Genomic DNA, 24624 nt, shown 5'->3' with positions numbered 1-24624 from the left:
TTGATGCTTCCTCTTCACAAATTCTCTAAAAAATGCATTTCACATTGATATTGCCAAGCTACACGCTCTAAAAAGAAGCAAGAATGATTTTATATTAAATATCCGTTTGACGTTCTTTTTGCAATGCAAACCGTCTATAGATCGCGAATGGCCACTTGCCCGTTCTTACCAGCTGATGTTCCATCGGCGTTCCAGCAAAGGACGTGCTGGCCTGCGCCTTCTCTACCACCTCTGTTTTGATAAAGCGGGCATCGTAGATCCACACCCGTCCACCGGGTTGCAACACACGATAGAGTTCTCGCAAGGGTTGCTCAAGTTCTTGCCAGTGGTGCAGACTGATCGTTGAGACCACCACATCAAAGCTGTGATCGGGATACGGCAACTGCCTCACATCGCCAATATCGAACTGGACGCGCTCCTTTATTTGCTCTTGTCTGGTCCTTTCACGCGCCAATCGGATCATATCCGTTGACAGATCGATCCCATAGACCTGAAGTCGGGGAAAGGAGTGGGCAATGTCTCTGGCTAACACGCCCGGCCCTGTTCCTACATCTAGCACCTTCCCTTCATAGAGCTGAAGCGAGGCCAGATCTTCGATGACCCGTTGATATAGTGGTCTGGTCAGGCGGACCATTGTCTGTTCATAGACGCGACTTCCCCAACCAGTAAATATAAAATTTAAGTGGCTCAAGTGACGTACTTGCGCATGTTTCCTTGTCTCGTGGCTATGCATCTTTTTGCTCCTGATCAAATTGGAAGAGAAACGAAAAAACAGAACATTTCGTATCTTTTCTCGTATATCATTAGATACAATGAATGTAGCTGATCACGGGAAAGCAAACAAGTACGCAAAATATTTTGACTAAGGAGAGCGCGAGTTCTCCTCTAAGGAGGAAATCAGATGATCCACCCAAAAAAAGCTACCAGGTGTCCGGCAGGCATCATCACTGTTGGAGGGAGATTGAAGCTGCAGATCTGCTATCATTTGCTCAGCGGAACCAGGCGCTTTGGTGAACTGCAGCGCCTGATACCAGAAGCCAGTCGGCAGATGCTTACCTTGCAATTGCGAGACTTAGAGCAAATGGGGTGGATCCACCGGCAGGTGTACGAGCAGGTGCCCCCAAAGGTTGAATATTCACTGACTGACCTGGGGCGCAGTTCCGAGCCCTTTCTTCGTCAGCTCAATGCATGGGGCGAGCGAATGCACCTCGAATTTTAAGGACTGAAGACTTTGTCAGATTATGAGCCATGGGTGGTATCGTTGGCTTGTTGTTGAGATGGGGAGGTTGGTTCCAGGTTGACCACGATTGGTTCCTGCGAGTTGCGCACGATAACCCATTGGGATGGTTCACTGCCGGGATTAAGCTCCTGGTGTGGCACGAAGGGTGGCACATAGATGAAATCGCCCGGTTCCACATCGGCGGAAAATTCTAGTTGTTCTCCCCAGCGAATCTGTGCCTGTCCTGAGACAACGTAGATGACGGTCTCTAGTTCGCCGTGGTGATGTTTACCGCTGGCAACATGGGGCCCAACGTTGGTGATGCCTGCCCAGATCCCTTTTGAGCCAGCCAGCTCACGTGAGACGGCTGCCACACGCTGCATGCCGGGCGTCTGGGGAGTGTTGCTATCAAATTGGGAAGGTTTAATCACGCGCACGCCTGCTGCCGAACTGGTTGACTGCATTTGCTCCAGATTATCAGAACTCATGAATCTGCTCCTTTCCTGAATGAGACGGACGCAGGATTATAGCACCGGAACGACGGGGCGTCAAGTGAAGTTAGTTGCTTGACACACCTTGAGGGATGGTGTATGCTTTGCTTAATTAAAAAGAACAACCTTAACGCGCTGACCAGGACCAGTAAATGCTATGGGGATTGCACAGCGAGCCGAGATAGTGCAAGTCGGTCGATGAACCTGCATTGAACCCACCTGAGAGCGTCGGTATAAAAAACCTGACCGGGACCCCTTCGCCGTTATCAGAAGGCGCGGTTCACAGTTGACCGCATGAGTGGAGCTGTTTTGTGCTATCAATGACAGCTCAAAAGAGGTGGTACCACGGGTTATATGCTCGTCCTTTGAGAGGACGGGTTTTTTTATGCTCGTTTGTAGAGAGAAAGGGACCTTATATGGTCAACGATGAAAAATTTGTAGAGGATATTGTCGATCAAGACGATAATTTTTCGATGTGGTACAACCAGGTGGTGCGGAAGGCTGAGTTGGCCGATTATGCGCCGGTCCGTGGCTGTATGATTATTCGTCCATATGGCTATGCGCTATGGGAGAATTTGCAGCAGCGGGTGGATGCACGCTTCAAAGAGACTGATGTGCAGAATGCGTACTTTCCTTTGCTGATTCCACAGAGCTTTTTGCAGAAAGAAGCTGAACACGTTGAGGGGTTTGCGCCTGAGGTGGCCTGGGTTACGCGTGGCGGCGGCGAGGAGCTGGAGGAGCCACTGGCTATTCGCCCAACCAGTGAGACGATTATTGGCAATAGTTTCTCCAAATGGATTCAGAGCTATCGTGATCTGCCGCTGCTTATCAACCAGTGGGCCAACGTTATGCGCTGGGAAAAGCGTACCGCGCTGTTCCTGCGTACATCAGAGTTTTTGTGGCAGGAGGGCCATACCGCCCATCGTACGGCAGAAGAGGCCGAAGAGCGTACCCGCTTGATGCTTGATGTTTATCGTGCTATCGCCGAAGAAGATGCTGCTATCCCGGTCATTGCTGGCCGCAAAAGCGAGAACGAGAAATTCGCTGGCGCTTTACGTACCTATTCGATCGAGGCCATGATGGGTGATGGCAAGGCCCTGCAGTCAGCCACCAGCCATAACCTGGGCGACAACTTTGCACGTGGCTTTGATATTCAGTTCCTGGACGCCGATAGTCAGCGCAAATATTGCCATACCACCAGCTGGGGCATGAGCACCCGCATGATTGGCGGCCTGATCATGGTCCATGGCGATAAGTCGGGCCTGATCCTGCCACCGCGCCTGGCTCCATACCAGGTTGTGATCGTGCCAATCTGGCGCAAAGAGAAAGAAAAAGACGCCGTCAATGAGCTGGTCAATCGGGTAGAGAAGATGCTCAAAGGGAAGGTGCGCGTCAAAGTTGATCGCAGCGAGAATACGCCGGGTTGGAAATACAACGAATGGGAAATGCGTGGCGTCCCTGTACGCATGGAGATCGGTCCACGCGACGTTCAGAACAACAACGTGATGCTGGTACGGCGTGACAATCGCGTCAAAGAGTCTGTCTCAGTCGAGGCATTAGAGCAGCGCCTGCCTGAGCTGTTAGAAGAGGTTCAGCGGGCCCTCTTCCAGCGTGCGCTGGAGTTCCGTGAGCAGAATACCTATAGCACCGATAGCTATGACGAGTTTAAACAGATCATCGCTGAGAAGCGTGGTTTTGTGCGTGTGAAGTGGGCTGAGGATAGCGCGGCCGAACTGGCGATTAAAGAAGAGACCAAGGCAACGTTGCGCGTCATTCCATTTGACCAGCCAGAAGGTGGTGTGCAGGGTAAGTGTATCTACACCGGCAAGCCAGCCACCTGCGAAGCCATTTTCGCGCGTGCCTACTAGTCTCATCCAGGAGTAATTATGCGGATTTCGCAGCTACTAACCACCACTTTGCGTGAAGCCCCACGCGAGGCCGAGGGGATCAATCAGGAACTATTGGTGCGAGCTGGCTTTGTACGCCAGCTGACCTCTGGCGTCTATAGCTTCCTGCCCCTGGGCAACCGGGTCTTGCAGAAGATTGCGACCATTATACGAGAAGAGATGAATCGAGCTGGCGGACAGGAAGTGATAATGCCCGTAATCCAGCCTAGAGATATCTGGGAGGTCAAGCCAGCCGATGGTGGCCCCTCGCGTGCGGAAGGTGTCGATATCCTCTTCCAGCTCAAAGATCGTAAAGGCCGCGACATGGTGCTGGGTCCAACGCATGAAGAGGTCGTGACCCTACTGGCCAAAGAGTTTGTGCGCAGCTACCGGGATCTGCCACAGTTGATCTACCAGATCCAGGTCAAGTTGCGCGATGAGCCACGGCCCCGCGGTGGTCTGCTGCGTACCCGCGAGTTCTTAATGAAAGACCTCTATAGCTTTGACGCCGACGAGGCGGCTATGGATAAAAGCTATCGCACTATCCGTGAGGCCTACCAGGCTATCTTCACCCGCTGTGGCCTGCGCTTCATTGTCATCGAGGCCGATAGCGGCGCCATCGGGGGCAAAGATTCGCAGGAATTTATTGCCCTGACCGATGCGGGTGAAGATGACGCGGTACAATGTTCCAACTGCGGCTACGCGGCTAATACCGAGAAGGCTGAATTTGTGCGCAGCGAGCTGGCTCGCCAGCCCGAGGCCGACCTGGAAGAGGTCTTCACACCTGGCTGCACCACTATTAATGACCTGGCCGATTTCCTGCACATTCCGACTGCCCAGACCATGAAAGCAGTCTTATACAGTTCGGGCGGGAGACTGATTCTGGGTTCGGTACGAGGTGACCTTGAGGTGAACGAGGTCAAACTCATCAACGCCCTGCGCCGGGCCGGTATCGATACCACCGACCTGCATATGGCTACTCCCGAGGAGTTACAGCAAGCGGGCATTGTGGCAGGCTTCACCTCACCGATTGGTAAGAGTCCAGACATCTTTATTCTGGCCGACACCTCGCTCAAAACCGGCAACAACTTTGTTGGAGGGGCCAACCGTGTCGACTATCATATAAAGAACATCAATTATCCGCGCGATTTTCGGGTTGATGCCTGGGAAGATATCGCCTCGGCCTATGAGGGCGCGCAATGTGTTCACTGTGGCGGCAGCCTGCATGTTGTGCATGGTAGCGAACTGGGACACATCTTCAAGCTTGGCACCAGGTACAGCGTGCCCTTTGGCTCCACCTTCCTGGACGCCCAGGGCAGCGAGCAACCCCTATTAATGGGTTGCTACGGCATCGGCCTTGGACGCGTCATGGCCATCGCCGTTGAGCAGAGCCACGACGAGAAAGGCATCATCTGGTCCTTCGGTATGGCTCCTTATCACCTTGCTCTGGTTGGCTTAGACCTCGACAAAGGTGAGAATAGACAGATCGCGGAACAACTCTACCGGGACTTGCAGGCCGCCGGCGTAGAAGTGCTTTTTGACGATCGCGCCGAGAGCGCAGGCGTCAAGTTCAATGATTCCGATCTGATGGGCCTGCCCCTACGAGCAGTGGTCAGCAAACGCTCATTGAAGAATGGTGGCATCGAGCTCAAACTGCGCAGCCAGAAAGAGAGTCGCATTGTTCCTCTTGTTGATGCTGTCCAGGTTATTCAACAAGAAATCGCGGCCGGTCTAAATAATTTGTAACTTGCCTGACATATTCGCGCTGGCATTGACATTATTGAGGAACGATCACAAATGGAAATTACCATTCGTGAAGCACGCCTGCAAGATAGTAGCGCTATTACTACTATCTTGCGAGCGTTAGGTTGGTCAGAACATATCCAGCAACAAACGTTTGCTGAAACACAGGCGCAGATCGAAGAGTGGTTTGCCCGTTTAGAAAGCGAACAGACACACACCATTTTAGTGGCGGAACAGCAAGGCCAGGTTGTGGGCTATATCGCGGTCCACTGGTACTTCCACCTGATGCGTGGCAGTGACGGCTACGTCTCAGAACTGTTCATCCATCCCAACCAGACGGGACACGGAATAGGAAGCCAGCTCCTCGCCACCATAGAAGAGCAGGCGCGTCGACGTGGATGTACACGTCTACTACTCATGAATCGCCGCATTCGCGAATCATATGCGCGCCAATTTTACACCAAGCACGGCTGGGAAGAACTAGGCGACGCCGCTTTCTTCTCCCTCACCCTACCTGCTACAACCCTGTAGCAGCGAGAAATACCCTAAATGAGAGGAAAGGTGCCCATGCAATCACTCCCTTTCTATCCGCAAGGTTTCCGCTCATGTGCGAAAAACATAGGCATTCGGGATACCACGCTTGATTTTACTGTTATCGCCTCTGATGTGCCAGCAGCAGCTGCTGCCATGTTTACCCAGAGTCGCTTTTGTGGGGCCGCCATTACCGTAGGCCGTGAGCATGTCGCCAATGGACAACTGCAAGCATTTGTCATTAACAGCAAGAATGCCAATGTCGCCACCGGCGAGCAGGGCCTGGCCAACATTCGTGAAGTCGTGCGCCTGGTTGCCGAGGAACTGGACATCCAGTCAGAAGACATTCTCCCCTCCTCGACCGGTGTCATTGGCTGGCAGCTGCCCATGGATAAGCTGCGCAGCGGCGTACATGGTATTCGTTCTGAATTGCGCGAGGGGCAGCTCCATATTTCGGCCCATGCTATCATGACCACGGATACGCGACCCAAGATGCGGGCCAGTAAGATCGGCGATGCCGTACTGGTAGGTATGTGCAAAGGGGTTGGGATGATCGAGCCAGACATGGCCACCATGCTGGCCTACTTTGTGACCGATGCGGCCATTTCCGCCGACCAGCTCAAGCAATGCTTGCACGAGGTTGTCAATCACTCCTTTAATATGGTCAGCGTGGATACCGATACCAGTACCAGCGACACCGTAGCCATCATGGCCAATGGCATGGCTGGTGAAGTGCCCATCGCCGATTTCAAGCGTGCCCTGCAAGAAATGGCTATCGAGCTAGCTAAGGACATCGCCCGTGACGGAGAAGGGGCCACCAAGTTACTCGAAGTCACCGTCGAGGATGCTGCCTCATTTGAGCAGGCCAAGCGGGTAGCCAAATCGATCGTTAATTCGCCGCTTGTCAAAACGGCCATTTTCGGGACCGATCCCAACTGGGGCCGCGTCGCGATGGCGATTGGCAAATGCTATGAATATACTGACATCCAGCCGGAAAAGATCAGGATTGCTTTTGGGGACCTCGTGGTTTACGACGGCCAGGCCCTGGGACAGGATAATCTGCCCCAGCTAGAAGCCTATCTCAAGGAATCGGAAGTTGTTATTCGCGTCTCCCTGCACACTGGCACCGAGCGCGCCACCGTCTGGGGTTGCGACCTCTCCTATGAATACGTACGCATCAACGGCGAATATACTACATAAATACATCCTTAAAGCAAGCCAGCACGCGCTTGCCACACGCCAAGCGCATCCCCTGGCAGGATAAAGGGTGCCCACAAAGGAAACGCGACAAGAAGGGATAAGAGGCTATCGTAGATGCCGGGCTTGTCCCGGCTTGCCGCGAAGCGGCCCTGTGCCCGGGCGCGCATGTTCCACCAAACGCGCGATCCGCCATGGGGTATCACAGGCCGAGGTGTTCTTCCACGAGAAGCCGAATCGTGAAGGGACGGGGTCGCCACGCTGGCGCGGGCTCCAAGCCGGGACAAGCCCGGCACCTACGACGATGGCACGTTCTTTTTTCTTGTCGCGTTTCCCTTTGCAAAAAAAGAATGACACCCATTTATTATAAAGAGCTTGCTTTATTTCAGCTTGTCAGCTATACTGGAAAGGAAGAAATTTCACCAGGCATAACATTAAAGAATGGTGTCCTATGAAAGAAACACTGATTCCAGGCACACAAAAAGGTCGGTACATCCCGAAATTCTATGTATTTCGTGGCTTCCACCTGTCCACCTGTTACCCCTGAGCTTCCCTCCCCCTTATGTCAGCGCACTTTTGCGATCTTGACATGCTGCCTTCATTCCGTTTTCCCTACCTGTTTACCTGTTCATTGTATTGTTTTATACGGTTAGTGTGGGTAAGTATTGTAGGATCAAACTGCTCTTTTTTTGCCTGCTTCCTATGAGTTGCCGCTCATTAGATGAGTTAATACTCGTTAGTGGGTAATCTCATGGCACCTATCCATAGGGATGGGTATCACTATATCCACAGGCACTGCTAGCTTGCTTTATGCTCAAGCGTCAATGTGCTGCCGATGTATGCGGATCGGCGGTGGAATAGTTCTCTTACGCCGCATTGCCGGAAAGGATTTTTATGAGTTCCGATGGTTTACTAAAGGCCCTTAATGACTCCCAACGCTATCTGGACGTTGTCCACAAAACTCAACTCGGTAAGAGCGAGGCTGAGTGGCTGATCGAGACCACAGTTGAGAATTTTGCCAAATATTATAATAGTGGTTTTATCGAATACCGCAAATCTGTGGCTGAGGCAGGTGATTTTGCTTCCGTTGAGTGGACAGGGCGTGGTGCGACTTTCAGAGATGTGATGGGTAAGGAGTATATAGACTGCCTGGGTGGCTTTGGCCTGTTTAATCTGGGCTGGGCACATCCTAAGGTCATTGGGGCCGTGCAAGCACAGCTACAAAAAAGCCCTTTGCCAACTCAAGAATTACTGGACCCTTTGCGTGGTATGCTGGCCCATCTGCTGGCTGAGATTACCCCTGGCGATATTCAATATAGTTTCTTTGTGGCCAGTGGTACTGAGGCGGTTGAAGGTGCGATGAAGATAGCGAAGCTATACACGCGCAAGAGCGGTTTTATTGCGGCTGTGCGTGGTTTCCATGGTAAGACAACTGGTTCCCTCTCCCTGACCGGAAAATCCGTCTTCCGTCGTCCGGCGATGCCGCTCCACAACAATATCTACCACGTTCCCTTCGGCGATGCTGATGCGGTTGAGCAACAGTTGCGTATCGCGCGCGAGGTCGGTAATGATATTGCAGCTGTTGTCATGGAGCCGATCCAGGGTGAAGCCGGCGCCATCGTGCCTCCAGACGGTTTCTGGCCCCGTTTACGCCAGCTGTGTGATGAATACGAGGTGCTGTTGATAGCTGACGAAGTACAGACCGGATTGGGACGCACAGGTAAGTTGTGGGGGGTTGAGCACTGGGATGTGGCGCCCGACATTATTACGGCGGCCAAAGCGCTTGGTGGTGGGGTCATGCCCGTTGGAGCTTTCATGGCCACCCCTAAAATTTGGAGCGTTTTCAACAGCAATCCTTTTATTCATACCTCAACGACCGGGGGCAATCCACTGGCCTGTGCCGCCGCTATCGCCGCCATTAACGTCACGCTTGAAGAGAATCTAACCGAGCAGGCGGCTGAGAAGGGCGAGTACTTCATGCAACAATTACGCAGCATCGCGGCCCGCCATCCTGATATCTACACCGCTATTACCGGCAAGGGACTATTGATAGGACAACATTTTGTGAATGATGATATCGGTTATGAGATTGCCTCGGGCCTGTTTAAGCGTGGCGTCTTGATCTCTGGTACCTTGAATAACTCACGCGTTATTCGTGTTGAGCCACCCCTGGTGATGACCAGGGATGAGATCGACACCGTACTGAATCGGCTGGAAGATACCATTCAAGGCTTGCATGCCTCTGTCTCTGGACCGGGTGCAGAACTACCCCTGGTTACACTTCCCCATTCTACTCAAGACCATGTAGTCGCCTGAGAGAGGTGTTTGTTGCTTCCCATAACTATGGGAAGCAACGCGCCCCCGTACTTGGAGAGGGGGCGGTGTCGTTCATCAAGGAAGCAAATCGGGCGCAAGGCCCGAACCTACGGACGATGAGCTTAGCGCAACTGATCAAGCATTCTGCGGGCAATGTGTAAAGGTTTTTCAGACACATCATCTGGAATCGAACAGCCATTGGCAAGGATATGGCGCCGCCCCTGGGTTTGAGCGATTGCCCCGAGTATCTCATTCTCAATCTCTGTCTCGCTGCCGTGGGTTAAAGGACCTCGTTCCCATAATCCACCCATCAAGCATTTATCCGTCAATCCCATGGCTTCGCTCAGGTCAGGACCCGTCAGGCGATCACTCCAGCTGAGCACGGAAACCGGGTAGTCGGTGAATTGATCAAAGTAAATCTGGTCGCCATCCTGGCTGGGATCAGCATGAATATGGACGATATTGAGCCAGCCGGCCTGCGCTCCTTTAAGGGCCTCCAGATCATATGGACGACCAAAGCGCCGATATTCTTCAGGTGTAAAGTCAGCACTGGTTGCACCCATACATGAAAAGAAGATACCACTTGCACCTGCTTCTATCGCGGCCCGCATCAAGTTTTGTAGATTGGCGGCTATCGTGGCCAGCCCCTTCTCCACCTCAGCAGGGTGCCGGCGAGCCCCCTCAATTACCCGTTGTTTTCCGCTAAAGTGCTTCCCCATAAAATTGAAAAGATAGGTCAACGGGCTAAATAGGGTCAGGATGAGCGGATAATCTGGTCCTAATTGCTGACGCAGGCTACGAATGCAGAGCAACTGTTCTTTAAATGCTGGCGTCTCCAGATCCAGGTGAGGTAAAAACTGGAATTGAGTGACATCGCTTGGTGCTTCCTCAGGCTCTGGATAAGGCAGATCTGGCATAATCTTAACGATGTCCAGATCAAACTTGCTCTTAAAAAATTCAAATGTCACTGCCGCTAGCCGTTCACCTGATCCCTGAGGCTGGAAATGGTGCCAGAAGCACAAGGGAACCCGATCAACAGGCTCTCCCCGCAAAGCGGCGTGTACCCGTTCCGCGGGGGTCATCGTCGTAAGCATTGTATTATAGGTCTCCTTCCCCTGGATATTCCTGATAATTTGTGTGCTCGATGCGAATGATCCGTGGTTCAGTATTTGGCAAGCGCTTTCCGTGACCGGAGAACTCCTTTGAGGCCAGCCCCTGTGAGTAACGCGACTTATCAAACTCGGAGCGCTCATGGATCATATTGGTTAATACCTTATCGCACCAGTTGGCAATCATGGCACCTGCGATCGCGCCCCCGGTTAAGGCCACAATCTTCATGATTGCGCTACCAACAGAATTACTATTTTCCATCGAGGTTTCCTTTCGTTGTGTGTATGCACAGCGATGCTCTCAATCGTTTGCTATACAAGTATACGTTAGAAAGGGCATGAAGGATTAATTTGTGGCTGCCAACCGGTATTTTGTGATGTCCCTGGCGCGTAATCTGGTACCTGAGGACACCCATAATGGTTATCAGATCAATAGAAATTATAGAAAAAGTACATCTATGTGTTAAAATCTGCTACTGAGTTCGATAGCAAGAGGCTACAAATCAATAGAATTTATTGTAGCGTGTGGGGATAGTGGAACGGACACAGTAACCAGAATTGGGATTTTCTAAAGCAGTTTTTTGAGGCAGAAGCGAGGATTTTAATGGATGAATTGCGAAGGCGTATTCGGGTGGCACGTGGCGAGGAACCGGCGGATCTATTGCTACGCAATGCTCAACTGGTGAATGTTTGTAGCGGTGAGTATTATCAGGCCGATGTCGCAATTGTGGATGATATCGTTATCAGTGTTATGCCCCATCAGGCTGGATCGCTCCCGACCCTTACCGCGCGCGAGGTGCGCGATTTACAGGGGCGCTGGCTGGCTCCCGCTTTGATCGATGGTCATATGCATATTGAAAGCACTATGTTAACCCTGGCCGAATTTGCACGGCAGGTTGTGCCACGCGGCGTAACTTCAGTGATGTTGGACCCACATGAGTTCGCGAATGTGCTGGGTCTGGACGGCATTCGCTATGTGCTGGAATCGGGTCGAGGCCTGCCGCTCACCTCTTATGTGATGCTTTCATCCTGCGTTCCCGCGTCAAGTTTTGAGAGCCCGTATCGAACATTGTTGGCCGAGGATCTTTTACAACTGTTAGAAGAGGAGCAGGTCCTGGGATTGGCTGAAATGATGAATGTCCCGGGCGTGCTTTCGGCCGATCCCCAGGTGCTGGCTAAGATCGAGGCTACACGCCAGCAGCGCCTGGTTGTTGATGGCCATGCCCCTGGCGTCAGTGGTCACGACCTGAACGCTTACGCGGTTGCCGGTATCCAGTCTGATCATGAATGTACGATGGCCGAGGAGGCACGGCAACGTATCCGACTGGGATTATGGTTGATGATACGCGAAGGTTCGGCCGCCCAGAATCTGGATGCCCTGTTGCCAATTGTGCAAGAACTGCATCCGCCCAGAGTATTTTTTGTCACGGATGATCGTGATCCGCTGGATATTATGACGCGCGGACACATCGACTCGATGGTACGGCGTGCCATTGAGTTAGGCTTAGAGCCGGTGGAAGCGATTCGGCTCGCCTCATATAATACCGCCCAATATTTTGGTTTACAGAACCGGGGCGCCATTGCTCCAGGTTATCTGGCAGACCTGGTCGTGCTGGATGATTTGAAGACCTTCAAGGTGGCTGAAGTCTATAAAAACGGTGTGCTGGTTGCTCAGGACGGTCAATTGATTACTGAGATTGTGCAGGACGCTGCGAGTATTGCTGGCGTCACGGGCACTGTCCATATTGGCAACGTGACCGAGGCTGATCTCTACATGGCAGGAAAGCCCGGACTGGTAGAGGTTATTGGTATCGAGCCGGGACAGATCACCACCAGGCACCTCCAGGAGGAAGCACCGTTGCGCGTAGGTGAGCTTGTGGCTGATCCTGCACGTGACCTGTTGAAACTGGTGGTGATTGAGCGACACCACGCCAGTGGACGTGTCGGGCTTGGACTCGTCAAAGGTTTTGGTCTGCAGAAGGGTGCCATTGCCTCAAGTGTTGCTCACGATGCTCACAATATAGTAATTGCGGGCGCGAGTGATAGTGATATTTTGCAGGCGGCGTACGCACTGGAAGAGATGGGCGGAGGCTTCGTCTGCGTCGTAGATGGTCAGGTAAGAGCAAGCGTGCCGCTACCGATCGGTGGCCTGGTCTCGCCGCTACCAGCCGCTGAAGTGGTCGAGCAACTACGCGCATTGGACGCAGTGGCTGCTGAGCTTGGCTGTTCGTTAGAACATCCCTGCATGACTCTCAGCTTTCTCTCACTTTCAGTTATCCCGTCACTCAAGCTGACGGATCAAGGTTTAATTGACGTTGAAACATTCACTCGTATCCCTCTACAAAGGTAATGCCTATGCTACTCGAGCTGATTGAATATCATTGGGCGGAGGACATCGACGATGTTCTTCTGTTACTGGGTCGTCTTGATGTCAAGACGGTGCCTCTGGCTGGTGGAACCTATCTGCTGGGTCTACAAGATGATAGTATCGAGGCCGTGGTAGACCTCCGGGATCTGGATCTTGCCTCTATTTCTGAGGATGCCCGTGGAGTCCATATTGGTGCCATGACGACATTGCAGCAGATCGCGGATGCTCCTCTCTTAAGGGACTTCGCGACTGGTCTGCTGGCGCGTTCAGCTTATGCCTCTTCCTCATCGCGCTTGATACGCAATAGCGCAACCATTGGGGGACTGTAGCGACTGGCGGGGCCTCGCAGGCTGATTTGCTGACGGCCCTGGTGGCCATGGACGCAGAAGTTGTCGTGCGTTCGGGATCAAAATCACAGATCGATCTGAGCGCGGGCACGCACGAGCGCCCTGGATTGGCGTTGTCGGGCGTTGTTTATAAAGGAAAGCAGGAGCGCCGTATCCTATGTCGAGAGGTTACCAGTGAGCGTCGTCCGGGAGAGCTGATTATCGAGGTTATGGTGCCTCGCCCGGCTTTGAGTAGCGGAACCTCATTGATGCGTGTCAGTCGCACAGCGGCGGATGTGGCGCTTTTAAATGCGGCCGCCCTGGTTGAGATTGAGGGCAAAGTTTATCGCAAAGTACGCCTGGCAATGGGAGGCGCTTCAATGGATCCGGTTCGCTTGTATAGGGTCGAGCAACTGCTTGAAGGCCAGCCTGTCATGAATCCTCTCAATAGCCAGAAACTTCTCACCACCTTGCAAGAAGGTATGTCCACATTTCGCCCTCCGGCAGATGTGCGTGCCAGCAGTAGTTATCGACGCGTGAGTGGCATGGGGTTAGCGTATCGCGCGCTTGAAGAAGCAATGAACGTAGCCAGCTGGCGCGGCATGGTGTCATCTGAAAGAGGAAGCTAGATGGAACTCGAATTACGTATTAATGGGGTCGTTGAGGGCCTGGAGGTCGCGCCCAATGAGCCGCTGCTCTCGCTATTGCGGCGCCAGGGATATAGCAGCGTCAGGCATGGCTGTGAAACGGGCGAGTGCGGCGCCTGCACCGTTCTGGTAGATGGTGTCCCGCGCCCAAGCTGTGTCATGCTTGCCGCTCAGGTGGGTGGCTGCACCCTCTCAACGGTAGAGAGTCTGGGAAGCGCCGAAAAGCTGCATCCCTTGCAATCAGCCTTTATTGAGCTGGGAGCCGCCGGCTGTGGCTTTTGTACCTCTGGCATGCTGCTTTCCGCTTATGCGCTCCTGCAGCGCAATCCTTCTCCTTCAGAAGATGAGGTGCGTGACGCGCTCTCTGGCAACATCTGTCGCTGCACCGGGTATATTAAACCTGTACAGGCTGTTTTGCGTGCCTCCGCCATCTTACGTGGTGAGCAAGTTGAACCATTGACGCATACTACTATTGCCGCCGAAGTTCCAGTGGCAGAGCAGGCTGAAAGCGATAGCGTGAAGGCGCCAGACCTACAGGCCAGTAGCGTGGCCGCGAACAGCGGAGCAGTCACAACCAAGATACCTGTGATTACGTCACAGATGATGACCACGCCAGCGGCGCCGATTGTGCCAGTTCCCAGGAGGCACTTGCAGGTCATCGGGTCTGCTGCTTCGGCGCAAAACGCCATCAAAGCTGTTACTGGCAAATCGAAGTTTGCTGGCGACGTCCAGCCGCGCCAGCTGGCCTATGCTCGTGTTTTAACCAGTCCCCATGCGCATGCCGTTATTCGCGCGATCGACGCCTCGGCGGCCAGAACCCTGCCCGGTGTGCTGGCTGTATTGACCTATAAAGATGTGCCACGCATTCCTTATGCCCGTATTGAGCGTCATGCCAGTGCAGAGCCGCTGCTAGATCAATATTGCCTGGATTATGTTGTGCGCTACGTTGGCGATCGTGTCGCGGTCGTGGTGGCCGAGACACAGGAAGTGGCAGATCAGGCTCTGAAGCTGATCTCAGTTGAATATGAGGTGCAGCCAACTGTGCTGGATCAACGCCAGGCTCTGGTTTCGGGAGCTGCACGTGTGCATGCCGAGCGTGAGTCACAAGGTATTTCGGATGCTGAACGTAATATTGCTGCTCGCGTCCGCAATGAAGTGGGCGATGTCGAGCAAGGTTTTGCCGCTGCCGACCATGTAATTGAGACTGAATACATCGTGCCGCCGGTACAACAGGCTCCGCTGGAGAAGTATAGCGTTCTCACGTATTTTGATGAGGACGATTATCTGGTTGTACGTACCAATAGTCAGTTGCCACACTATATTCGTCATACTCTGGCGCAGTTGATTGGTTTGCCCCTGCGCCGTATTCGGGTTGAGCAGCCAGAAGTTGGTGGCAACCTGGGCCTGCGCCAGCATATGGAGGGCGAGGACCTGTGTGCGCTATTGACGATGGAGACTAAACGTCCGGTATTGTTGGAATATTCGCGGGCGGAAGAATTTCGCAGCAACTACACACGCCAACAGTATATCCTGCGCATGAAAACTGGCGTGCGGCGCGATGGGACGTTGCTGGCCAACCAGATGGTGGTGCTGGCCGATACTGGTGCCTACGCCACCCATCCTTTAACAGCCCAGATGCATACCATTAATGCCCTGGCCCTTTATCCCTGTCCCAACATGCGCTTCCTGGCTGAAGTTCTATATACCAATCATGCTCCCGCCAGCACATCACAGGCCTATGAGTTGCAGCATGAATTTTTCGCGCTCGAAAGCCACATGGATGAAGTGGCGCGTCAATTGAAGATGGATGCGTTAGCCCTGCGGCGACTGAACTGGCTCAAGAGCGGGGATCGCTATCCGTTGCGCGCTGCCGTTAGCGGGACTCGTGTGAGTAGCTCTGTGATCGATAGCTGTGGACTGCCAGCCTGTATGCGTGTGGTGGAAGAGAAGCTAGAGTGGAAAAAACGACGCGGCAGACGCGGCAATGATCGTTACCGCCACGGTATTGGTCTGGCCCTCTCCTTCTACGGTGATCCCGGTCTGGCAGGTGGAACCAGCGGGGCAACGATCAAATTAAATGAGGATGGTTCATTTGACCTCTTCGCGGGACGCAGTGAAAACGGCACCCAGCTACGGACCTTCCTGACGCAGATTGCGGCCGAGGTATTGGGCGTCTCTACGCTTGACATCCTCTTGCATGCCGCCGATACCAGTTCAGCTCCCTTTGAGCGCGGCATCAACGATGTGACGGCTTTTTATATGAGCAGCAACGTTGTTAAGCGGGCCGCCGAGCAGATCCGCCGCCAGATTTTAATGGTGGCGGGCCGTATGTTGAACGTCGTGCCTGAAACCCTGAAGATCAGTGATGGGGTCGTTAAGGGGGCCGCTGGCACCCAGTTGACGTTGGCACAGATTGCTACCCATTCCATGTACAAAGAGGGCCGGCAACTGATGACCAACTCATCCTGGAAGGCTCAGTCTATCCCCATGACCTTTGCCGCGCAGGGGGTAGAGGTCGAATTAGACGTGGAGACTGGGGGTATTCGCATCGTCAAGGTCATTACCGCTGTTGATGCCGGTCATCCCATCAATCCAGCTCTCCTGGAGACACAGATCGCTGGAGATGTTACTCTGGCCCTGGGCCGCAGTATTAGCGAAGAGATGTTCTATGACCAGAATGGGGCGCCTCTTAATCGTAACTGGTCGGAGTCCCATCCCTTCAGCGCTGTTGAGATGCCCGAACTGCAGAATTACCTGGTTGAGTCTGAAGATAACTCAGAGCTATTTGGCGCCAAAGCGATCGTTGGCATCCCTCTGTATGGCGTCGCTCCGGCAATTGCTAACGCGATCCTGGATGCCGCCGACATTCACATGCGACAAATGCCCTTCACCCCTGAGCGTATCCTGCGCGCCATCCATGCCTACATGGCCCGGCAAACCAGCTAAACGATAACACCATATAAACAGCAAGAAGCTCAGCCCCTATCAAGAGGCTGAGCTTCTTGCTGTTTATATGGTACTTCTGCTTTGATGAAAATGTGTTTGTAGCTATAATTTTCAAAATGGGGGAGGCTAAACGAATGCTCTTTTTGGTCGATATATTTCTATGTAAAAACCATTTTCGTACAGCGGACTTAATAAATAGAGAGTATCCTATTTTTCTTCCTGCATACTATTAAAAAGATGTAGGAGGTGTGCATAAAAAAGATAGCATTATTGAGCATAATGATGGTGATTGAACGTATTGAGGCATTTTAATACATAGGAGGTGTAAAGCGGGTGCCATTTTTGCCGCATAAGAATGGCCGCCAGAATTTGCCTTCTGTCCGCATAGTACCCTTATTTCTATTGATAGTGTTTACTGTCATTCCCTGCTATAATGCGTGTGGATAAGACTAGTTTAGATTGGAGTCGCTCATGGCTCATCGTTTTCACCCGAGAAGCACGCCAAAAGAAAATTTGCATATCTTTTTTCGCTCCATACCATGGAAATTAATAGTTATTATTCCTATCATGGTACTACTTGCGGTCCCTACATTTATCTATGGGGCCCATGCAGGAAGTGGTATTATACCATCCGTGACCAATATGTTTTATACATTGTCTAATGTCTCTAATCTGCCGACTCCTACTCCTCTACCGGCCTTTTTGACAACATTGCCACAAGTAGGTTCTATTCAATATACCGTTGGAGAGGGCGATAACTGTGATGAGATTCTGGCTTACAGTATGCATATGTACGGCGCCAGCCAGGTATTTAGCGATGCCAATGCCAACACCGTTAAGCAATTGAGCCACGATGTTGGACAGGACTGTCATCGTTTGCAGCCAGGCATGATCCTGACCCTTTCTCCCCAATATCCTATAGTGGCCCTGGGTGGCGTCCTGCTGAAAATCGATGCGGCTACCGCACGCCAGGTTCTACCGACGCCTCTCATCAAAGTGCATTCGACAGAGGATTATACTCCTGATTGTTCTAAAGGCTGCCTGTTGACTTTGCGCATCACCTCCACGGTCACCGTACATTTGAATGTACAAACAGCGCTCCCGCTGCATCTTGGCGCCTGGATCTGGACCCAGGCTATGTTGCCGCATAAGGTTGTGCCAGGTTTTAGCAACTATCCCTATGCAGATCCCACCGCCAGTTTTAACGGGATGACCTTGCGAGCCTGTGATTTCCAGGTTAACGATACGCATGATGATGATTCGGTACCTTGTAGCCAGTTAGAACCCAACACCATTAATGATGATGGCGGCGCATGGTTGCTTGGCGTCACCGGTTCCAATTCTCTTGATCACTGGCGTTACCCGATTCACGCCCCGGCCGGCACTCAGATCATGGTCTGGTTACAGAACGATAACGGCACCTTGCGTTACCATCGGGGTGATCCAATTTATCGTTATGATGTGCTTTCACAGCTATATGTAAAACTGTAACTGGCATCAGGCCCGGCGAGAGGCGCCGCATGCGTTGAGAAAACAATTGTTGCGTGATATAGTGAGGCATACACTTGTATAAGGCAAGGTATGCCTCACCCGTGTATGTAGCTCAATTTTTGCACAATGCTTGCCTATCCCCTTCATCTCCATACTGGCACCGTGAGGGGTGCATCGGGATGGTAGACGCGCGACTACACCTGGATGTGTTGCTTATATACTGCTGATCTTATAATTTTCTTTATTTTTATGCTTAAATTTCGTTGTATCTGTTTGTAGAAGATTGCAAGAGACAGCAACGAAATGCTTATAAGATCGTTTTATATCTTATGTTTATCAAAAGACAGAAGCAGTTTCTATCTGCTTGCTCTTTGGTGTATTGGAGTGATGTATGGCAGATCTGGAGGGAAGAAACCTCGATCGGTACGAATTACAGCAGCTCAGAGGACGTGGTGGCATGGCAGATGTCTATCTGGCCTATGACCCCCACTTTGAGCGCGAAGTTGCCGTAAAAGTGTTTAAGCGTGAGGATGAAGATCTCCTGAGGCGTTTTATTCGTGAAGCCCAGTTGATGGCATCCCTTCATAATCCGCATCTGATGCCGGTCTATGATACAGGAACGTGTCGCATTGATGGAATGAATGTGTATTATATCGTCATGCCTTATATGGATGGGGGCACCCTGCGTGCACGCATTCGTCGCTCTCCTCTCGCTCTTAAACAGGCATGCCGCTATCTGCGTGATATCGCGGATGCGCTCGATTATATGCATGAGCAAGGTATTATTCATAGAGATATTAAATCTTCCAATGTGCTCCTGGATGCCGATGGGCGTTGCTATCTGGCTGACTTCGGTATCGCGCGTACCTCGAGCGATTCTACCCAGCTGACCAGTACTGGTAATGTGTTGGGAACGGTGGATTATATCGCGCCCGAACTGTTTGAGTCGAACTATCGGGCCGATGCACGTAGCGATTATTATTCGCTGGGTGTGCTGCTTTACGAGATGGTTACAGGACACCTACCGTTCGTGGCCGAGAACCAGATTGCCGTGGTCGCTATGCATGTTAATAAGCAGCCACCGCCTCCCCACACATATGTGCCCAATCTCTCGCCTGCGGTCGAAAACGTTATATTGCGGGCTTTAGAGAAGCAACCGGATTTACGTTATGGTAGTGCTGCCGAACTGGCCACCGCTTTTTGCCGCGCCGCTACGGCCCGCGCGACTGCCAAATTGCCGGCTGCCAGGGCTCAAAGGCAGCCGAGTGAGGCTTTTACGCCTTCAAATCGTCAGGCTGTGCCACCGCCCGCTTCTTATCCACCGGCGCCGCGTCCAACGCCGGTGGCTACCTCGCCTGAGGATGGGTACTACGGGGCTGCTCCTGGATATTATGCGGCCCAGTCCTTGCTTTATCCACCTCCAGCTCCCCAGAAAAATCATACTGCTCGTACCCAGGGCTGGATTGTGACCATGATCGCGATTATCATTTTATTGATTATTGCTATACCAGTTTCCTATGCAGTTATGACGACCATTAATCGTCCTGTAACGGTGGCTCCTAGCCCCACGGCCACGCCGGATCTGCATTCGACGGCCCAGGCTTCTACGGCCACGGCCGTACAGCAGGCTAATAGTAGCGCTACCGCTGTCGCCCAGGCGACCGCGACCGCCCAGGCTCAGGCGACCGCGACCGCGACACAGAAAAAGCAAGCGACCGCGACCGCCCAGGCTCAGGCGACCGCGACCGCTCGGGCTAAAGCCAGCGCCACCGCAGGTGTGATCCAAACAGCTACCGCTGCCAATCCGCTCTACGCGGACGCTTTAAATAACAGCAACAATGCCAATACCCAGGCCGCGCAGTGGGATACCAATCTGACGACCTGTTCATTTCATGATGATGGCTATCATGTTGATGCCAATCAGCTCAGTCCCTTTGTCGGTTGTCATGAAGCGGGCAAGCGATTCCAGAACTTTGCGGCCCAGGTAGACATGTCGATTCAGAGTGGCCATTCTGGAGGACTCTTCTTTCGCATGGATGTCGGCCCTTTGAAGGGATATTTATTCGAAATCGATGATAAGGGGAATTATAAAATTTCTGTTTCGAAGAATTATGATCTAGGCACAATGACGGTGCTGCGTGATTGGACGGCCTCGCCCGATCTGAAGACCGGGACTGATAAGAACCGCCTGCAGGTGATTGCGCGCGATGGCACGCTTCTGTTCTATATCAATGGCATGTATCAACCTGCCCCCATTCAAGACTCCACTTTAAACAGTGGCGATATCGGTTTCCTGGCCGCATGGGACAAAGGTGATACGACCAGTGTGGTCTATAGCAATTTGAGTGTTTATCCGCTCTCGTGAGAGCGGATAAACACTCAAATTGTGTCTGTGGTTTCTATTCGCGTGGATTAGTCAGTCTATGTTCGACGGCGTAGGCAGCCGCTTCGCTGCGACGCGAGAGTCCCAGTTTTTCCAGAATATGGCTGACGTGGTTGCGGGCGGTCTTTTCACTTAGATAGAGTGCTTCGGCGATCTGTTTATTGGTATAGCCACGGGCAACCAGCGCCAGTACCTCACGCTCGCGGTCGGTGAGATCATCGCCGGGTGTGGGGCCGCTGTGGCTGGCCATATTGGTCATGCGTGCGATAGCCTTTCTAGTTGTTTCAGGTTTGAGTAGCGATTGTCCACTCGCGACCAGGCGCACAGCTTTAAGCAACTCTATGCGACTCACGTTTTTGAGCAGATAACCACTGGCTCCAGCGAGGATTGAAGCTGTGACCGCCTCATCATCAGGATAAGAAGTAATCATCAGGACCGAGACCTGTGGATATTGGCTGCGAATCTCGCGGCAGGCTTCGATACCGCCCATTTTTTCCATACGCACGTCCATGAGGATGACCTCGGGCATGAAGACACTGATCTTGGCCAGCGCCTCGGCTCCATTACTGGCTTCGCCAACCACATTAATGTCTGATTCTAATTCAAATGCAGCACGCATCCCTAGACGTACCACTTCGTGATCGTCAACTATCATGAGACGGATTTTGGCCATGGGAAACTCCTTTTCTGGCTAGAAAGGTATGCCGGCGCGGACGATTGTGCCGCCGCCTGGTTGAGGTAAGATTTCGAAATGGCCTCCGAGCTCGGTAGCGCGCTCGTACATTCCTCCTATGCCGTGGCCAGAGAGGATATGTAGTTCTGCATGTGCCTGCTGCGCGTCTTGCATAGGGAGTATGGGAAAGCCGCAGCCGTTGTCGCAGATATCAACCTCAATACTCCTGGGTTGGTAGCGTATAGTAACATCGAGCCGGGTAGCTTCAGCATGTTTATAAGCATTGGTCAGGGCTTCCTGCACAATGCGGAAGAATGTCGTACCGATCTGAGCATAGCGGCGTGTGTGGAGACGCGAAGCGTCATACATATCATTTGACCCCTCGATGTGTAGCTGCGTGGGGATATCACTGATCGCCTCAAACTCGCGTAGCTGATTGCTCAACATCTGCGTCAGGGTCGTTGTGCCACTCATCAGGGGTTTGAGCGAGAACATATAATTGCGCGTCTCCCACAGAGCCTGCTTGGAGATCGTTACCATTTTGCCCAGGCGTTCCGCCAGCGGTGCGATCAGCTCGGCATCTTCTTCTGAGGCCTCAATGATGCGCTGTGCCTGTGCCTCACATGTCTCAGCCTGCAGGCTCAGCATATACGTCAGTTGCGCAATGCCATCATGAATCTCGCGAGCGATGCGTCCGCGCTCAGCATCTGCCGCCAGCTGCACCGTCTGCTCAGCCAGGCGTATATTATCCAGCGCGACCAGCAACTGGGTACCAGCAATAGTCAGAAACTTCTCATGCTGCATTGTAAAAGGCGTCATGCGCAGACTTTCGGCGCCCAGCACCAATTGTACATGATCGTCCTTGCGCAGTAGCAAATACAGGCGTGCGATACCCCTGTTCTCGCTCCCAATAGACTCAAACGTTAGCAATTTTTGTTTAGTTTGCAGCACTTTCTGGATCAGCTGTGTACTATCATCCGGTAGCTGACTTGATGGCAATGCAGTTTCCTGACAGGTCAGCATTGGTGCCAGGTAGAGCGGAACCCTGATAGCATGTTCCTCATCGCGTGAAAGGTCAATCAAGGCGATGGTCAGGCGATCAAAGCGTCCTCTCTGAATAGACTTTATGCTGCGCTGCAACAATTCCTGGCGATCGCCACTACTCTGTAGTAGCGCTTCACCAATATGGACCAGCGCAGCCTGCGTACGAGCATTCTCGCGCTCTTGCCGTTTACTGCGTGCATAGTTTTCTAATAAATTGGATAAATAGGCTACCAGAATTGCCACAATTGGTGTATCAACGAGTGAACCTACAATGTCGACTGCATTAGGAGCATAATTGGTCGCTCCGGGCGCATGCACAAACAAGCCCAGCAGCGCGAACAAATCATAGCCCAGCGCGGCCAGCAGACCTCCTTGATAGCGGAACGCTGCCGCTGCCGCAAAGACGGTTGACATCCCATAGCGATAGAAAGGAGAGCCCAGACCAAATGGCGGATTCGAAAATGGTCCACTATAATACATTACAAGGCCACAAATAATAACATCCATACCATAAATAGCGGTATTCCAATAATGATTACGCGTTTGCGCGAATGGTGGAAGGAGCTCTGTTTCTCCTTCTTCGTCCGCTTGCTGATTACGTAGTTGCCCCTGTTCCCTGGTACGACGCATTGAGCCTGCTAGTAAGCGCGGAAAGAGGATTTGCAGCACAGGAGCATAGAGTGTGACAATCAAGGTTTCAATGAACGTAATTACCAATAAAAGTGCCGCCATTGACCCGTATTTGACAGTATTTGTATCAATATAACTAGGATGAGTGAAGACAATGACAACCAGCGCATAGAGCCACATACTCCAGCGCCAGACCAGGAAGAAGTAACTGGGAATAACGCGGAGTCGCCGTAGGGTTGAGCGTGGTATATGCTTTGCTCGGAAAAATTTTCTTGTTTGCATCATGGCATCCGCCGCCTTTGTCATTTGAACCTGTATTGTATATATATCATGATCTTATCAATTATGCCTTGTTTTAAGTAGCGAGTCAATGTAGAAGAGTTTGCCTGGCTGGAATATTGTATGAGTTCGGCTTGTTGTAGTTTTTACATAGTAAATTTGGCGGAGATTACATAGAATCTTCCAGGTTTGCTTTCATTGAAAAGAAATGTATAGTATGAACGTGTAATCATATAGGTATTCCTAACATTGAGATACTACCTAATATTGATGTGAATGTTAAAGAAACCCCTTATCTGCTCTTGAGTTACGACAAAAAACGGGGTATCATAAGACAGTTAGGAGTAAGAGTTTACGTATATCCTGGAAAAAATCTTCAGGGACGAAGATAAGAGATTCAGGTGTCACCACCAAAAATTTATGGAGGTGCTAAGTGGGATCAAAACAAGCTAACAAACCATCGGGCCGTCAGATAGCAATTCTGAACGATTTGGGGAACCGACCATTGCGTGTCCGACCGGTACGCTACATGGGTCGTGAGTGGTGGGCTATCGACTCTGAAGACATCTGGCCCGGGATGGTAATGGACCTGCGGCGCCTGGGATTTGAGTCGGTAGCCATGGAAGAGAATGTCTTAGTGCGAGAGGGCTCTCCTATGCCCGAAATGCAAATGGAAGGTCCAAATGCGTTAAACGGATTGAAACCTTTTCCTGTCATTCAACCGACAATTCAGATTCGTCGAGAGTCGTATTTAACTGATTACTCATACTCAGACCTGGAATATCTCGATGAAGATGATGAAGATGATGATTATGAGGATAATGACGAGGACGATGAGTGGGAGACCGAGGACCTGGATGCCGAGCGTGAGTAATTCCAGGCCTTTTATATATATAGACTATTAATTTTATCGCATCGTGCTTACAGGCACCTTCTGGATGATTGTGATCTAGAAGGTGCCTTTTTTTATGCACAAAGAGACGCTTTGAATGAAATTGCGATGCTTTGCTATCTTTTCATATTCTGCTATAATGAAATGCATAAGCATGTTATATGAGGCAACAACAGAGCATTGATGGATGTGTGCATCGAGACGTTTTCCTGTACCAATACGGTACAAGATCGGAACACCATCGGTTGCGACTCCATAAAAAACTTGCGAGTGGAATATATAGAGCAACGAGGAGCTAAAATGCAGAAGGATTCTGAGCAGGAAACACAGCCTATCGCGGTGCAAGCCGAAGAAATACCCATTGAACAGGATAATCTTTTCGGAACTCCAATTGTGCTTGATGATCAATTCGACGAGTCTGAAGCGCTGGCATCTCCACCTGAGCACATGTCT

General features: G+C 51.8%; 20 protein-coding genes and 1 other annotated feature. Of the genes, 13 read left to right on the top strand and 7 right to left on the bottom strand.

Annotated elements, in window-relative coordinates:
- Positions 1–94 precede the first annotated feature (94 nt).
- Positions 95–733: a class I SAM-dependent methyltransferase gene (locus tag JMI88_RS37880; protein ID WP_201367284.1), complete on the bottom strand. Its 639-nt coding sequence runs from the start codon at positions 731–733 to the stop codon at positions 95–97.
- Between the two features lie 168 nt (positions 734–901).
- Here JMI88_RS37880 and JMI88_RS37875 point away from each other — a divergent pair, with 168 nt between their 5' ends.
- On the top strand, positions 902–1219 hold the full coding sequence (locus JMI88_RS37875; RefSeq protein WP_201367283.1) for a winged helix-turn-helix transcriptional regulator: 318 nt from the start codon (positions 902–904) through the stop codon (positions 1217–1219).
- Positions 1220–1239: 20 nt separating this feature from the next.
- Here the strand turns inward: JMI88_RS37875 and JMI88_RS37870 are convergent, their stop codons facing one another.
- Positions 1240–1707, bottom strand: a complete 468-nt coding sequence (locus JMI88_RS37870) for a cupin domain-containing protein (RefSeq protein WP_236023242.1) — start codon at positions 1705–1707, stop codon at positions 1240–1242.
- Between the two features lie 129 nt (positions 1708–1836).
- Positions 1837–2079, top strand: a binding site (T-box leader).
- A gap of 47 nt (positions 2080–2126) precedes the next feature.
- Between JMI88_RS37870 and proS the strand changes: the two genes are divergently transcribed.
- The 4 genes from proS to argJ are packed head-to-tail and all read left to right on the top strand — an operon-like array spanning position 2127 to position 7070.
- Positions 2127–3578 (top strand): proline--tRNA ligase, encoded by a 1452-nt coding sequence (gene proS, locus JMI88_RS37865; protein WP_201367282.1) that lies wholly within the window; start codon positions 2127–2129, stop codon positions 3576–3578.
- Positions 3579–3596: 18 nt separating this feature from the next.
- Entirely contained in the window at positions 3597–5342 is a 1746-nt protein-coding gene (locus JMI88_RS37860) for a proline--tRNA ligase (protein ID WP_201367281.1), read from the top strand.
- 51 nt (positions 5343–5393) lie between these two features.
- Positions 5394–5870: a GNAT family N-acetyltransferase gene (locus tag JMI88_RS37855; protein WP_201367280.1), complete on the top strand. Its 477-nt coding sequence runs from the start codon at positions 5394–5396 to the stop codon at positions 5868–5870.
- 36 nt (positions 5871–5906) lie between these two features.
- Positions 5907–7070, top strand: coding sequence for a bifunctional glutamate N-acetyltransferase/amino-acid acetyltransferase ArgJ (gene argJ, locus JMI88_RS37850; protein ID WP_201367279.1), 1164 nt, complete (start codon positions 5907–5909; stop codon positions 7068–7070).
- 8 nt (positions 7071–7078) lie between these two features.
- On the opposite strand, the gene JMI88_RS37845 is transcribed toward argJ, so the two are convergent.
- A complete protein-coding gene (locus JMI88_RS37845) occupies positions 7079–7354 on the bottom strand; it encodes a hypothetical protein (RefSeq protein WP_201367278.1) in 276 nt (91 codons plus the stop codon).
- Positions 7355–7961: 607 nt separating this feature from the next.
- Here JMI88_RS37845 and JMI88_RS37840 point away from each other — a divergent pair.
- Positions 7962–9383 carry a putrescine aminotransferase gene (locus JMI88_RS37840; protein WP_201367277.1) on the top strand — a complete coding sequence of 474 codons (1422 nt, stop codon included), beginning with the start codon at positions 7962–7964 and terminating at the stop codon, positions 9381–9383.
- A gap of 122 nt (positions 9384–9505) precedes the next feature.
- Here JMI88_RS37840 and JMI88_RS37835 read toward each other — a convergent pair whose 3' ends face one another.
- Positions 9506–10477 carry a uroporphyrinogen decarboxylase family protein gene (locus JMI88_RS37835; RefSeq protein WP_201367276.1) on the bottom strand — a complete coding sequence of 324 codons (972 nt, stop codon included), beginning with the start codon at positions 10475–10477 and terminating at the stop codon, positions 9506–9508.
- 4 nt (positions 10478–10481) lie between these two features.
- Positions 10482–10754, bottom strand: coding sequence for a hypothetical protein (locus tag JMI88_RS37830; protein WP_201367275.1), 273 nt, complete (start codon positions 10752–10754; stop codon positions 10482–10484).
- Between the two features lie 342 nt (positions 10755–11096).
- Between JMI88_RS37830 and ade the strand changes: the two genes are divergently transcribed.
- The 6 genes from ade (at position 11097) to JMI88_RS37800 (ending at position 20635) form a co-directional block, all read left to right on the top strand.
- Positions 11097–12842, top strand: a complete 1746-nt coding sequence (gene ade, locus JMI88_RS37825; RefSeq protein WP_201367274.1) for an adenine deaminase — start codon at positions 11097–11099, stop codon at positions 12840–12842.
- 5 nt (positions 12843–12847) lie between these two features.
- Positions 12848–13189, top strand: a complete 342-nt coding sequence (locus JMI88_RS37820; protein ID WP_201367273.1) for an FAD binding domain-containing protein — start codon at positions 12848–12850, stop codon at positions 13187–13189.
- 47 nt (positions 13190–13236) lie between these two features.
- Positions 13237–13815, top strand: a complete 579-nt coding sequence (locus tag JMI88_RS37815; protein WP_201367272.1) for an FAD binding domain-containing protein — start codon at positions 13237–13239, stop codon at positions 13813–13815.
- Positions 13816–16779 (top strand): molybdopterin-dependent oxidoreductase, encoded by a 2964-nt coding sequence (locus tag JMI88_RS37810; protein ID WP_201367271.1) that lies wholly within the window; start codon positions 13816–13818, stop codon positions 16777–16779.
- Between the two features lie 471 nt (positions 16780–17250).
- Positions 17251–18270, top strand: a complete 1020-nt coding sequence (locus tag JMI88_RS37805) for a hypothetical protein (RefSeq protein ID WP_201367270.1) — start codon at positions 17251–17253, stop codon at positions 18268–18270.
- Between the two features lie 391 nt (positions 18271–18661).
- A complete protein-coding gene (locus tag JMI88_RS37800) occupies positions 18662–20635 on the top strand; it encodes a serine/threonine-protein kinase (protein WP_201367269.1) in 1974 nt (657 codons plus the stop codon).
- A 34-nt stretch (positions 20636–20669) separates the two neighbouring features.
- Here the strand turns inward: JMI88_RS37800 and JMI88_RS37795 are convergent, their stop codons facing one another.
- Positions 20670–21326 carry a response regulator transcription factor gene (locus tag JMI88_RS37795; protein WP_201367268.1) on the bottom strand — a complete coding sequence of 219 codons (657 nt, stop codon included), beginning with the start codon at positions 21324–21326 and terminating at the stop codon, positions 20670–20672.
- Positions 21327–21344: 18 nt separating this feature from the next.
- Positions 21345–23285 carry a sensor histidine kinase gene (locus JMI88_RS37790; RefSeq protein ID WP_201367267.1) on the bottom strand — a complete coding sequence of 647 codons (1941 nt, stop codon included), beginning with the start codon at positions 23283–23285 and terminating at the stop codon, positions 21345–21347.
- 427 nt (positions 23286–23712) lie between these two features.
- Here JMI88_RS37790 and JMI88_RS37785 point away from each other — a divergent pair, with 427 nt between their 5' ends.
- The gene (locus JMI88_RS37785) at positions 23713–24153 is read left to right on the top strand and encodes a hypothetical protein (RefSeq protein ID WP_201367266.1); all 441 of its coding nucleotides are present in this window, start codon (positions 23713–23715) and stop codon (positions 24151–24153) included.
- Positions 24154–24624: the final 471 nt, after the last annotated feature.

It is taken from the genome of Dictyobacter formicarum (assembly GCF_016587435.1).
Note: the sequence above shows the minus strand (reverse complement) of the source record. Positions and strands in the feature narration are given on the sequence as shown.

Excerpts from the sequence above, each read along its gene's own strand:
- JMI88_RS37880 (WP_201367284.1), bottom strand. The coding sequence starts at position 733 with ATGCATAGCCACGAGACAAGGAAACATGCGCAAGTACGTCACTTGAGC.
- JMI88_RS37875 (WP_201367283.1), top strand. The coding sequence starts at position 902 with ATGATCCACCCAAAAAAAGCTACCAGGTGTCCGGCAGGCATCATCACT.
- JMI88_RS37870 (WP_236023242.1), bottom strand. The coding sequence starts at position 1,707 with ATGAGTTCTGATAATCTGGAGCAAATGCAGTCAACCAGTTCGGCAGCA.
- proS (WP_201367282.1), top strand. The coding sequence starts at position 2,127 with ATGGTCAACGATGAAAAATTTGTAGAGGATATTGTCGATCAAGACGAT.
- JMI88_RS37860 (WP_201367281.1), top strand. The coding sequence starts at position 3,597 with ATGCGGATTTCGCAGCTACTAACCACCACTTTGCGTGAAGCCCCACGC.
- JMI88_RS37855 (WP_201367280.1), top strand. The coding sequence starts at position 5,394 with ATGGAAATTACCATTCGTGAAGCACGCCTGCAAGATAGTAGCGCTATT.
- argJ (WP_201367279.1), top strand. The coding sequence starts at position 5,907 with ATGCAATCACTCCCTTTCTATCCGCAAGGTTTCCGCTCATGTGCGAAA.
- JMI88_RS37840 (WP_201367277.1), top strand. The coding sequence starts at position 7,962 with ATGAGTTCCGATGGTTTACTAAAGGCCCTTAATGACTCCCAACGCTAT.
- JMI88_RS37835 (WP_201367276.1), bottom strand. The coding sequence starts at position 10,477 with ATGCTTACGACGATGACCCCCGCGGAACGGGTACACGCCGCTTTGCGG.
- JMI88_RS37830 (WP_201367275.1), bottom strand. The coding sequence starts at position 10,754 with ATGGAAAATAGTAATTCTGTTGGTAGCGCAATCATGAAGATTGTGGCC.
- ade (WP_201367274.1), top strand. The coding sequence starts at position 11,097 with ATGGATGAATTGCGAAGGCGTATTCGGGTGGCACGTGGCGAGGAACCG.
- JMI88_RS37820 (WP_201367273.1), top strand. The coding sequence starts at position 12,848 with ATGCTACTCGAGCTGATTGAATATCATTGGGCGGAGGACATCGACGAT.
- JMI88_RS37815 (WP_201367272.1), top strand. The coding sequence starts at position 13,237 with ATGGACGCAGAAGTTGTCGTGCGTTCGGGATCAAAATCACAGATCGAT.
- JMI88_RS37810 (WP_201367271.1), top strand. The coding sequence starts at position 13,816 with ATGGAACTCGAATTACGTATTAATGGGGTCGTTGAGGGCCTGGAGGTC.
- JMI88_RS37805 (WP_201367270.1), top strand. The coding sequence starts at position 17,251 with ATGGCTCATCGTTTTCACCCGAGAAGCACGCCAAAAGAAAATTTGCAT.
- JMI88_RS37800 (WP_201367269.1), top strand. The coding sequence starts at position 18,662 with ATGGCAGATCTGGAGGGAAGAAACCTCGATCGGTACGAATTACAGCAG.
- JMI88_RS37795 (WP_201367268.1), bottom strand. The coding sequence starts at position 21,326 with ATGGCCAAAATCCGTCTCATGATAGTTGACGATCACGAAGTGGTACGT.
- JMI88_RS37790 (WP_201367267.1), bottom strand. The coding sequence starts at position 23,285 with ATGATGCAAACAAGAAAATTTTTCCGAGCAAAGCATATACCACGCTCA.